The 11732-nt window shown below is 43.2% G+C and carries 9 protein-coding genes; 7 read left to right on the top strand and 2 right to left on the bottom strand.

What is annotated here, in order from left to right; translation table 11 throughout:
• The first annotated feature begins 340 nt into the window (after nt 1-340).
• The 6 genes from G457_RS0116835 to G457_RS0116810 all read left to right on the top strand — a co-directional run bounded on the left by G457_RS0116835 (nt 341) and on the right by G457_RS0116810 (nt 9452).
• The gene (locus G457_RS0116835; RefSeq protein WP_026947500.1) at nt 341-3427 is read left to right on the top strand and encodes a SusC/RagA family TonB-linked outer membrane protein; all 3087 of its coding nucleotides are present in this window, start codon (nt 341-343) and stop codon (nt 3425-3427) included.
• A gap of 20 nt (nt 3428-3447) precedes the next feature.
• Entirely contained in the window at nt 3448-4860 is a 1413-nt protein-coding gene (locus tag G457_RS0116830) for a SusD/RagB family nutrient-binding outer membrane lipoprotein (RefSeq protein ID WP_026947499.1), read from the top strand.
• 61 nt (nt 4861-4921) lie between these two features.
• On the top strand, nt 4922-6220 hold the full coding sequence (locus G457_RS0116825; RefSeq protein ID WP_026947498.1) for a D-alanyl-D-alanine carboxypeptidase/D-alanyl-D-alanine-endopeptidase: 1299 nt from the start codon (nt 4922-4924) through the stop codon (nt 6218-6220).
• A gap of 3 nt (nt 6221-6223) precedes the next feature.
• Nucleotides 6224-8293 (top strand): S9 family peptidase, encoded by a 2070-nt coding sequence (locus tag G457_RS0116820; RefSeq protein WP_026947497.1) that lies wholly within the window; start codon nt 6224-6226, stop codon nt 8291-8293.
• Between the two features lie 2 nt (nt 8294-8295).
• Entirely contained in the window at nt 8296-8721 is a 426-nt protein-coding gene (locus G457_RS0116815; RefSeq protein ID WP_026947496.1) for a DUF1801 domain-containing protein, read from the top strand.
• Nucleotides 8718-9452 carry a DUF1835 domain-containing protein gene (locus tag G457_RS0116810; protein ID WP_035484146.1) on the top strand — a complete coding sequence of 245 codons (735 nt, stop codon included), beginning with the start codon at nt 8718-8720 and terminating at the stop codon, nt 9450-9452. The genes G457_RS0116815 and G457_RS0116810 overlap by 4 nt, the downstream gene beginning before the upstream one ends.
• 8 nt (nt 9453-9460) lie before the next feature.
• On the opposite strand, the gene G457_RS0116805 is transcribed toward G457_RS0116810, so the two are convergent.
• Nucleotides 9461-10057 (bottom strand): hypothetical protein, encoded by a 597-nt coding sequence (locus tag G457_RS0116805; protein WP_026947494.1) that lies wholly within the window; start codon nt 10055-10057, stop codon nt 9461-9463.
• 2 nt (nt 10058-10059) lie between these two features.
• On the bottom strand, nt 10060-10557 hold the full coding sequence (locus G457_RS0116800) for an RNA polymerase sigma factor (RefSeq protein ID WP_026947493.1): 498 nt from the start codon (nt 10555-10557) through the stop codon (nt 10060-10062).
• A 123-nt stretch (nt 10558-10680) separates the two neighbouring features.
• On the opposite strand from G457_RS0116800, the gene G457_RS0116795 reads away from it, so the two are divergent.
• On the top strand, nt 10681-11667 hold the full coding sequence (locus tag G457_RS0116795) for a GSCFA domain-containing protein (RefSeq protein WP_035484145.1): 987 nt from the start codon (nt 10681-10683) through the stop codon (nt 11665-11667).
• The last annotated feature ends 65 nt before the right edge of the window (nt 11668-11732 follow it).

The following is an 11732-nucleotide window of genomic DNA, read 5'->3' as shown; positions in this document are numbered from 1 at the left end:
AGGTTTCCTAAGTCAGGATAAAAGACAAGAAATCTGCCAGTTTTATTGCAGTATTTGCTGCTTTTTAGAAATTATATTTGGTGATTTGCCTGTTTTGTATTTTAAAAATTGCATAAAAAAGCAAATTAATGTTTCACTAACCCTAAACTACATGCACGTGAAATCGAGCACAACGCTAGCAACACTCAATCGGATGATTGTAAAATGTGCGAGATTCCATCTGACCTCTCAAAAACAAATTATAAACAGATGAAATCGAGCTTGACGAAAAACCCAAAACCTTGGATGATTGCCAAATGCGAGATTCCATATGTCCTTTTTAAAACCAAATTTTAATCATATGAAAAACTACTACAAGTTCATGTTGCTTTTCTTGCTGAGTTGCTCGACCGTGGGACTATCCATGGCCCAGCAGACAGTCACAGGAAAAGTTACTACACAAGAAGACGGTCTACCCCTACCGGGGGTCAGCGTCGTGGTGGACGGTACGACCAACGGTACCGTTTCAGACATCGATGGAAACTACTCCATCTCGGTTCCCAATTCCGATGCGGTTTTGGTATTCTCCTTTATTGGATTTGAGACTCAGCGAGTATCTGTCGGAAATACCAGTGTGATCAATGTCATCATGAAAACAGAGGAATCTCAGCTTGATGAAGTCATTGTCACGGCCTTCGGTATTTCTCAAGATAAAAAAGCACTTGGCTATGCTGCTCAAAGTATTGATTCAGAAGCAATCACCAAGACCAGACAACAAAATGTGGTTAACGCCCTTCAAGGCCAAGTAGCCGGTGTGCAAGTCACTAATTCCGGTGGTGCTCCTGGCCAATCTGCCCGAATCATCATCCGAGGAATTAACTCATTGGACCCTTCAGCAGACAATCAACCTCTATTCGTAGTGGATGGTGTGCCAGTAGATAACTCTACGGTAGAGTCAGGAGGTACACCTCGTGGTATGTCAAACCGTATTGCTGACATCAACCCGAATGATATTGAGTCCATGTCTGTACTAAAAGGTGCAGCCGCTACAGCGCTTTACGGTGTACGAGCGGCAAATGGGGCAGTCATCATTACCACTAAGAAAGGTAAAGCAGGTCAGGTTCGAGTTGATTTCAATTCCTCTCTAGGTTTTGATCGACTAGTGAAAAAGCCTCGACTTCAAGACGAATATGGACAAGGCTTTAGCGGTGAAAGAAACGATTCTAGTTTCTGGCCTTCTTGGGGTGCTAATATTGCCGAAGAAAATGACCCGGATTACGTTTATCAAAACAACTGGGAAAGAGCTTTTGATACTGGTATCCAGTTTGATAACTCCATTTCTGTATCCGGAGGTAATGAAAAAGCGACTTTCTACGGTTCATTCGGTAGACTTGATCAAAACGGCATCATTCCTTTCTCCAACTGGGATCGTACCAGTGCCAAACTCTCCGGCACGATTAAAGTGAGCGAGAAGTTCAACTTCTCAGGTTCAATGAATTATATCAACTCTGGAGGTAATCGAGTACCTCACGATCGTTTCCTGGAGAGAATGATGTACTGGTCAGAAACGACAGATGTCCGAGACTACATCAACGAGGACGGTACCATGCGTACTTATGGCAACACCAATCCAATTTACGATGCCCGATTTGCAACTTATGAAGATAATGTGAACCGAATCATTGGAAACATCAATTTGAACTACAGCCCTACTGAGTGGATGACATTGTCTTACCGATTGGGAGTGGATAATTATTCGGATTCCAGAACTGAAATCACTCCAGGTCCAAAAGGAATCGATGGAGAGCGAGCATTGAGCTCTACAGGCTTCATCGAGGAGACGCGAATCAACAGCCGTGATATTACCTCCAATTTCTACATTACCTTGCAAAAGCAGTGGAATAGCGACTGGAATACCACGCTAAGATTAGGAAATGATATTTTCGAGCGTAAGTTTGACAGAGTTACTGCTACTGGAACAAATTTCGTAATTCCAGATTTCTTCAATCTAAATAATACCACACAGATTTTCGCTTCTCAGGGAAAGAGCATTCGTCGATTGGTAGGTTTGTACGGTGACTTGATGGTCGATTACAAAAACTTCCTATTCTTGAACGTGACCGGAAGAAATGACATCTCCTCCACTCTACCGAAGAATAATAACTCCTTCTTTTACCCTTCAGTTAACTTGGGGTATGTATTTAGCGAGAATTTTGACTTGCCATCATGGGTGACCTTCGGAAAGCTAAGAGCATCTTGGGCGCAAGTGGGTAAAGACACCAATCCGCATATTCTAGGATCATTCTTTGTGTCTCCAAGTGTATTCCCACTGAATGGACAGGTTGGTTTCTCCCGAAACTCTGTATTCGGTGATCCAAATCTCCGTCCTGAGTTGACGACGTCCTTGGAGTTCGGTGCACAGTTTGCCTTTTTCAATAACAAAGCAAACTTGGATGTAACCTACTATAAGACAAACTCCAAAGATCAGATTATTCCAGTGCCGATTTCTGATGCTACAGGATTCTCCTCTTACATCACAAACGCGGGAGAAATCGAAAACCGTGGATGGGAATTTGTCATCGGAGGTACACCGATCGAAAGAGGCGATTTCAGATGGGATGTTTCAGCTAACCTAACTACCAATGCGAATGAAATCGTGGCGATTAGAGAAGGAATCGAGCAAATTGTCGTAGGTTCCCAATTTGGATATGCGGGAGCCACAGTAACCATGATTCTTGAAGAAGGAGAAGCTTATGGAAATATCTTTGGTAGCAGCTATGTAAGACCTGGGGCACCTGAGGGAGCAACAGAACTTGACAGAGGCCTTACACAATTGATCGGAGCTAATGGCTTTCCAGTTAGAAATGGAAACCAACTGGTTTTAGGTAATGCAGTTCCTAAGTTTTTTGGAGGTTTGAGAAATGATTTCAGCTACAAAGGTTTCGAGTTTTCATTCTTGATTGATTTCCGCTCCGGACTTCAGCAGTATGATCAGTTTGGCAACTTCCTATCTGCCTTTGGCAAGCAAGAAGATTCTGAAAGAAGAAACGACTTCGTGGTATTCCCTGGAGTCTTGGCTGATGGTTCCCAGAACACTCAAGAGGTTTGGTTGGGTCAAGGCGTAGGTCCTGACGGCGTAAATTATGGTGCAGGTTACTGGAGAAATCACTATCGAGGTGTATCCGAAAACTTCGTGAAAGACGCGGATTTCATCAAGCTAAGAAATATCACTTTGGCTTATAATCTCCAGCCTAATGTTTTGGGAAGAACACCTTTCAGAACAGCTAGAATATCGCTTGCGGCAAACAACATCATCCTTTCTACCCCATGGGATGGATTCGATCCTGAATCTTTCTCTGCAGGTGCTGGAGGAAATGCCGTTGGATTTACCGGTCTGGGATTCCCAGGAGTACAGAGCTACTTTGTGACTTTGAATTTGGGACTGTAACACTTTAAAAAACGACAGATATGAAATTCAAAAATAAATTATATACCATACTGGGTGCCGGAATTTTACTTACAGCTTCAGCCTGTGAGTCCTTCTTGGATGTCAATGAAAATCCAAATAATCCCGAAGACGCCCCTATCTCTGGTCTGATGACCAACAGTACTTATGAAACTGCGCTCAATGTGCAGCGAATCGGAAGTGCTACTAGCAACTATGTGCAATACCTTGCTTCGCCAAACCCAGCTACCTCATCCGATACGATGGATCCGGTGAACTTCAGTGGTACTTGGTTTAGCCTATACAATGTGATGACGGATGTCAATGAAATCATTCGCAAGGCAGAGGAATCAGGAGCAAATCATTACCTCGGTGCAGGTCAAATTTTGATGGCCCTCAACTTGGGAATGACCGTGGATATTTTCGGAGATGTTCCATTCTCTGAAAGTTTCAACTTCGAAACAGTGACCCCAGCATATGATAGCGATGAGCAATTGTACCAGCAGGTTCTTTCTCTTTTAGATCAGGGCATTGCCAACCTTCAAGGCGAGACGGCGATCTCAATTGGTGCAGACGACTTTATCTTTGGTGGTGATATCGACAAATGGATCAGATTTGGAAACTCACTGAAAGCCCGATTCCTTTTGCATACCAAAGAAACCTCTACCTACAACGCCAATGAGGTTTTAGCAGCTGTTTCGGCAGGATTCCAGTCGAATGATGATGATGCTGCTGTTACTTTCTTTGAGCAGCGATTCAACCCATGGGCGCAGGTTGCGATCAACAATTCCAATTTACTTCTTGGAGGATGGATTTCAGAGCAATTCGTTCAGGCACTGGATGGAACCAGCTATCCTACCGTGGATCCTAGACTTCCTTTGATGATCGGAACTACAGACGAGGGTGAATTCATCGGTACAGTCAATGGAGCTGGCCGAGGAGATGCTCCGGAGCAAGGAGCTAGATCCACCTTGATCCCTGGCCAATTCTATACTTCCACCACTTCTCCCCTTTTGATCGCTACTTACGCTGAATTGAAATTCATCGAAGCAGAAGCAGCTTTGGCATCTGACCCGGCAAGAGCCTATGCGGCTTACCTGGCAGGAATCGAAGCCCATATGGATATGTTGGGTGTATCAGAAGAGGACAAAGTAGCCTACCTAGCTGATGAAAGTGTCAGCGTGGGAGCAGGGTCCTTGACCATGGATCAGATCATGAAAGAGAAGTGGGTTGCCATGTTCTTGCATCCTGAAACCTGGAATGACGCTCGTCGATTCGATTATGCCTACAAGGATATGACTCTTCCAGAAAACCTAAATCCAGAATTAAACGGAAACTATATCCGAAGACTGGCCTACCCTGATAGTGAGGTTAGCCGCAATGGAAATAACGTTCCAAATGTGACCTTGCTGGATAGAATCTGGTGGGATCAATAAGTATTTGACCATTAACCTAAGTCTCCTGCCCAAAAGCAGGAGACTTTTTTTATTTTACATCATGAAGAAGATCTATTTCATTGCTCTCATAGCACTATGCTCCTGCACGGTCCAAAAAATCAACAAAACCCTGACTAAGTCGGATGTTTTTAAAAAAGGACACTTGGGATTTATGCTCACGGATCCGGCAAAGGAAAAACCTCTAGTCGCCATTAATGAGGATAAATACTTTATTCCTGCCTCCAATACCAAGCTCTTTACCTTCTACACCTCCTACACTGTATTGGGTGATGAAAAGGTAAATGGACTCAACTACTTGGAGCGTGGAGACTCCTTGATCTTTTGGGGAACAGGAGACCCGAGTTTACTCCATCCTGATTTGCAGGATAGCACTGTCATAGGTTTTCTTCGAAAATCAGATAAGAAACTTTTCCTAATTGACAACTTTGACCAAGTGGATGCTTTTGGTCCAGGCTGGTCCTGGGATTGGTATAACGCCTACTATGCCACCGAGCGCTCGGCTTTTCCGATTTATGGCAATGTCGTACGATTCTCCAAGGACTCTACCCAATCTGGCTTTGATACTTATCCCTCCTATTTTGAAGATAAACTGATTCCAGCCTCAGGACCTCCCAGCTACCTTACTTTTCGCCGTGATCGGTTCAAAAATGAATACCAATATTTCACACCAGAATCTGAGAAAAACTTTGAGCGGGATATCCCATTTGTCACCTCGGCAGAATTTGCCGCTCAGCTTTTGAGCGAAAAATTAGATAAAAAAGTCAGCCTCATTTCTGGCGAAAACTACTTGAAGCTTGATCCTAAAAAACTCCAAAGCGCTCCAGCCGATAGCATCTATGCGCAAATGATGAAAATCAGCGATAACTTTCTTGCTGAGCAACTGATGCTTTTGGTCTCTGACCAACTCAACAATCGCTTAAGCACTCGGGAAGCAATTGATTATGCCAAGGAGAATTTATTGAATGACCTTCCCGACGAACCCATGTGGTATGATGGCTCGGGGCTTTCTTCCCGAAATATGTTTACTCCACGGTCAATTATTGCCCTTTTGGGCAAAATCAGAGCAGAAGTGCCTTTGGAAAAAATCAAAGCCTACTTCCCTGCGGGTGGAGAATCCGGAACTATCCGAAACTGGTATCCTGCCGATGAGGGACAACCTCCTTACATCTATGCCAAAACGGGAACGCTTAGTATGTCCAATGCACTGAGCGGCTATTTGATCACCAAAAGCGGAAAGATTCTTCACTTTTCCTGCCTGATGAATAACTATCAGATTCCCTCCAGCCAATTGAAAACGGAATTACAAAAGGTGCTTTACATGATTCACGAAAAATATTGATCCATGAAAAAATTATTCGGTTTATTAGTTCTTCTTTTCGTTTTTTATTCCCAGCTATTCGCCCAGTCCTTCACTATGGAAGAGATAGGAAAATTCACCTTTCCCTCTGAACTCACCTCAGATCGATCAGGCACTCAACTCGCCTGGGCTATGTATGAGCAGGGAATGCGAAATGTGTATTATGCAAAAGCCCCCGATTTCAATCCTGAGAAACTCACTTCCTTTGACAAGGATGATGGGCAGGAAATCACCGGCTTGCGTTTCTCCCAGGATGGAAATTGGTTGATATTCGTACGAGGCGGAGATCACGGTGGCTACCTATACTCCTCCACTGTGAATGTGGACAATCTTCCTTCGCTTCCGAAAGTGGAAATCTGGAAAATCAACCTAACCACTCAAGCAATAAGTATCATCGGTGAGGGCGATGATTTGGTGGTAGGCCCTGGTTCTACTTTGGCTTTTTTGAAAAGTGGGAAAGTCTTTACCATCGATCTAGCAAAAGATTTGGAGCCCTCCCAATTATTTGACATTAAAGGATCCGTCAACTCCATGGAATATTCTCCTGACGGAAAAAGCCTAGCATTCACGGTCAACCGAGGAGGTAATCAGCTGCTAGGCATTTATCGGGATGCCGAGAATCCCATTCAGTTTATCGCACCTTCATTTCACCGCTATTCCCAACCGAAATGGTCACCCGATGGCAGTAAACTCGCCTTTATCAAAACTCTTGGTGGAACAGGTGCGGCTTTTCCGCTTTTGGAGCCAAGACATGCTCCTTGGGAAATCTGGCATGCATATGTAGCCACCGGAGAAGCCAAAATGCTTTGGAAAGCTCCTGAGACTTTGAGAGGGTCTTATCGCTCTTTCTTTTTCTCTTATCCCAATGAAAATGAGCTGGTTTTCGAGTCCTACCATGATGGTTGGCAGCATCTCTATGCCTTGGATTTGCAAAGGAAAAAAGAAACTCTGCTCACCCCAGGTGATTACATGGTGGAGCAAATCAAGCTAAGTCCGGATGGCAATCGAGTGATCTTTTCAGCAAACTATGGCCCGAGTGAAGCGGACAAGGATCGCAGGCATATTGGTTCGGTAGATTTAAAGAGTAAACAACTGAACTGGGAAACTACCGGAGAAGGAATAGAAGCCTATCCGGTCGCTTTGGCAAATGGAAACTTGGCATACTTCTCCGCTACAGCACAAAGACCTCATTTGGTTACGGTTAAAAAAGAAGATAAAACTCAAGTACTTCAATCCAATCTAATCCATACTGATTTCCCACAAAACAAACTAGTGGCCCCAAAACAGGTCAAATTCACCGCTGCAGATGGGACGACTATCTATGGGCAGCTCTTTGAAAAAGAAGGCGGTTCTTCTCAAAAGCCAGGAGTAGTTTTCGTCCATGGAGGTCCTCAGCGACAGATGCTTTTAGGTTGGAGTTATATGGATTATTACACCAATACCTATGCGCTGAATCAGTATCTGGCTGAAATGGGTTTTGTGGTCCTTTCAGTGAATTTCCGCTTGGGAATTGGTTATGGCTATGAATTTCACAGACCTGCATACGGCTACTATCAAGGGGCAGTGGAATACCAGGATGTGAAGGCCGGAGGAGAATTCTTAGCTAATTTACCTCAAGTCGATGGGGATAAAATCGGAATCTATGGAGGAAGCTACGGAGGCTATCTCACGGCTTTGGCTCTGGCTCGGGATTCGGACTTGTTCAAAGTGGGCGTGGATATCCACGGAGTACATGACTTGGATGGAAGATACGATCTGCCTGAAGGCTATGAGATAGCTCCTGATTATGAAAAAGCAAAAGAAATAGCTTGGAACTCCTCTCCGATCTCAGATTTGGATACTTGGACCAGCCCGGTTCTTTTCATCCACTCCGATGATGACCGCAATGTCAACGTATCCCAAACCACCAATTTGATCAGACGCTTTGATGAATTGAAAAAGCCCTACGAATTCATCCTAATCCCCGGGGATACCCACCATTGGATGAAATGGGAAAATATGATTCGGGTTTCTAATGAAACTGCTAACTTTCTCCAAAACCACCTAATGGACTAGCCATGGCAGAAAACAAAACCCAACCTACCGATGCCTCAGTGGATGATTTTCTCAATCAGGTAGAATCGCTCAAAAAACGGGAAGATGCATTCCGACTCAAGCAAATCATAGAAGAAGTCACGGGAGAAAAGCCTATAATGTGGGGACCTTCTATCGTAGGCTTCGGACAATACCACTACAAATATGAAAGCGGTCGAGAAGGTGACTTCCTCATCGTTGGCTTTTCTCCGCGCAAAACTTCCCTTTCCTTGTACTTATTGGGCTGCATGGAAACTAGTTTCGAAGAGCTTTTCTCAAAGCTTGGCAAACACAAGACTGGTTCCTCTTGCCTGTATATCAACAAATTGATCGATGTAGATGAGCAAGTTTTACGGGAGCTGATCAAAAAATCCTATGGCTATATGAAGTCAAAATATCCAACCGAATGACTTTTCACATTCTGAATGGAGACTCCTTAGCTGAGCAATTCCCAAAAGAAATACCGGGTGAGAAAATCATGTTCAGGGAATGCCTGATCGATGGACCAGTTTATGCACATTCGGAAGATGAGTTTTGGAAGATCCGAAAAGCGTTTCTAGAAAAGCACTATGGAGAAAAAGACTACATTTCCTTTTCTAAAGCTGAGATCCTAAGGATTACTCAAATCCCCCGAGGAGCAAGGGTTTATCTTTGGTTTGAGGAAGATCTCTTCTGTCAGCTCAATCTTTGGAAAGCCATAACTCTTTTGCCTGATTCTCTTGAAGAAGCTCATCTGGTGCTTCCCGGTAATTCTTCCCCCTACTCCTTCGCACACCTGACTTCCAAACAGTTGATTGATCAATTGAACCAAGCAACCGTTTTGGATTCATCAGATTTTGAAGCCTTCGGCAAGCTTTGGGCATACTTCCAAAAAGAAGAACCTGACAAAGCGCTTGAAATTTCGGAATCTTTGCCTGAAAAGTTTTCATTCTTAGTTCCTGCGATTCAGGCTTGGAAAGCGATGATTCCATCGAAAGACTCAGAGGGGCTTCCTTTCGAAACTTTGAAAGAAATTCAAGCTGCTTATCCAGATTGGGGCTTTGGAAAGACGTTTCAGGAATTTCAGAGAAGGCTTCCAATCTATGGTTTTGGAGACTTGCAGGTGCATCGGTTTTGGGAAGGGATAAAAAAAGGGGACTAGCCCCTTTTTCACTCTTCAATCCCTTCGATTACTTCCTGCGCTTTGTCCAAGGCTCGGGTATACTTTTTTACTGTCCATCTTCCAAAGAAGAAGACACAAATCACCCCTATTGGCACATAAATCATCCAGAAATTTGGATTGGACACCATATCCACTTTGCCCATTAACTCAGCAAGCGGGGGTAAAACAGTCATGGCAAAAAGTCCGGAGAGCACTACTGTCACTATTTGGAAATCACGGTAAAACTGCTTGTCTTTTTTGAACTTTTTAAGCAGCTCCATCGGACTATTATCACTGATGTTGAGCCGGCTAAATCGATAGAGCATCACCAAACTGATAATCGGTAAGACGATCATCAAAACTGTGTTGAATACCGCGAATAGTTGATTGGCAAATATCTCTAGCTTGTCGATCTGAAAGACAAAGAATCCTGCATAAGTAAAGCAAATCACTGCTCCCAATATTTCTGGAAAATAGATGGTTCCCAGACTGTTATGATATTTCTTTTTAGTCATTTTCATGAGTTCTTCTTTTTTGATTTTTTCTTGATTTTCTACTTTTCCACTGAGTTCACCCCAGATTGATTTCATTTCCTCGAGTTCCATGATTAGTGGGCTTTAGTGGTTTGTACTCCTTTTCTTAGCTTTTCCTTGATTCGCGATAGTCGTGTTCCCACATTGCTGGAAGTGATGCCGACGATCTCGGATATTTCCTCATGACTTTTTCCCTCCAGAAAGAGAAAAACAATTCCTCGGTCCAGCAATCCCAACTTTCGGATTTCCGCATAAAGCTGTCGGATTTGCTCTTCCTTTTGAGAATCAGTCTCATCCATCAAGTCAAACTCCATCCCTTCCATGGGTACTGCAGCTACCCGTTTTTTGGAGCGGTTGAGATGAGTGATCGCCGTATTCATCCCAACTCGATACAGCCAAGTGCTAGGCTTCGCAGCTTTTTTGAATTGATCAAAAGATTTCCAAGTCTGATAGACCACCTCTTGATACAAATCCTGCTGCTCTTCCCGATCCCGGGTATAAATCGTCGCGATCTTATAGATCAATGCTTGATTTTCCTGAATGAGTTGAATGAATTCGTCCTCGCGCTTCATGAATTAGCTTTTGATCTATTAGTCTGGACTTCACATAAAAAATCACACATCTTTCGAATTATTTTTTAAAAATCTAATGAATAATATTTAAAAGGACCTCCGGAGAATCTGTAAATTCGATGTATGAACTGGTTTACTTCATTCGAAATACCTCCTGCATCCGCTCCGATTTCTCATCAATCTAAAATCCTCAGCATGGGATCCTGCTTTGCAAAAGTAGTAGGAAGCAAACTGGAAAGCTGCAAATTTGACGTTTTAACCAATCCTTTTGGTACCATATTCCATCCCACTAGTTTATCCCAAATCCTCAATCATGCTCAGTTTGAAGATTCGATAGATGAATCAGGGATTTTGGAGCGTGAAGGATTGTTTTTTCATTACTCAGCCCATTCGGATTTGGTAGGAAAAAGCAAAGCTGATCTAAATCAAAAATGGAATTCAAAAATCAAGGAAACCCATGAGTATCTTTCTTCAGGCACCCACTTGATTTTGACCTTTGGTACAGCCTGGATTTACGAGCACCAGGATTTTGGATCGGTTGCCAATTGCCATAAGCAGCCGCAAAAGATTTTCGAGAAAAAACTTTCCTCCATGCAAAAAATGCTCTTGGACTTGGAAATTACTCTTGGAAATATCTCTCGGAGCAATCCAAACTTAAAATTCATTCTCACGGTCAGCCCTGTGCGGCATATCAAAGACGGGATTCCAGAGAATCAATTGAGTAAAAGTATCCTTTGTGTGCTTTGCCATGAGCTGGAAAAAAAACTAGAATCTGTCAGCTATTTCCCCGCATACGAAATTATGATGGATGAATTGCGGGACTATCGATTTTACAAGGAGGATAGAATTCATCCCACGGCAGAAGCAGAAAACTACATCTGGAAGCGATTCTCAGAGACCTATTTTCTAAAAGAAACCCAAATCAAGATTTCCGAGATTCAAAAAATCCAACGGGAATTGGCTCATCGTCCCCTGAACCCCGAAAGTGACTCACATCTCAAATTTCTTCAAAACCTAAGGTCCAAACTGGAACAAATGGGTACGGAATTCGACTTTTCAAAAGAGTTAGAGGATACTAATCAGGCGCTCGAAAGGCTTATTAATCCTTGATAACTTTACGAATTCCTCAAATAATCCAAGAGATTTAAAACCCTTGAAGGCCAATCTTTCAACTT

The organism is Algoriphagus marincola DSM 16067 (assembly GCF_000429405.1).
In the GTDB taxonomy this organism is placed as follows: domain Bacteria; phylum Bacteroidota; class Bacteroidia; order Cytophagales; family Cyclobacteriaceae; genus Algoriphagus; species Algoriphagus marincola.
The sequence above is the reverse complement of the archived record's forward strand: the minus strand, read 5'-3'. Positions and strand labels throughout refer to the sequence as shown.

Bases quoted from the DNA above. Each gene is read 5' to 3' on its own strand.
- G457_RS0116830 (WP_026947499.1), top strand. From the start codon at position 3,448: ATGAAATTCAAAAATAAATTATATACCATACTGGGTGCCGGAATTTTA.
- G457_RS0116820 (WP_026947497.1), top strand. From the start codon at position 6,224: ATGAAAAAATTATTCGGTTTATTAGTTCTTCTTTTCGTTTTTTATTCC.
- G457_RS0116800 (WP_026947493.1), bottom strand. From the start codon at position 10,557: ATGAAGCGCGAGGACGAATTCATTCAACTCATTCAGGAAAATCAAGCA.
- G457_RS0116835 (WP_026947500.1), top strand. From the start codon at position 341: ATGAAAAACTACTACAAGTTCATGTTGCTTTTCTTGCTGAGTTGCTCG.
- G457_RS0116805 (WP_026947494.1), bottom strand. From the start codon at position 10,057: ATGGAACTCGAGGAAATGAAATCAATCTGGGGTGAACTCAGTGGAAAA.
- G457_RS0116825 (WP_026947498.1), top strand. From the start codon at position 4,922: ATGAAGAAGATCTATTTCATTGCTCTCATAGCACTATGCTCCTGCACG.
- G457_RS0116815 (WP_026947496.1), top strand. From the start codon at position 8,296: ATGGCAGAAAACAAAACCCAACCTACCGATGCCTCAGTGGATGATTTT.
- G457_RS0116810 (WP_035484146.1), top strand. From the start codon at position 8,718: ATGACTTTTCACATTCTGAATGGAGACTCCTTAGCTGAGCAATTCCCA.
- G457_RS0116795 (WP_035484145.1), top strand. From the start codon at position 10,681: ATGAACTGGTTTACTTCATTCGAAATACCTCCTGCATCCGCTCCGATT.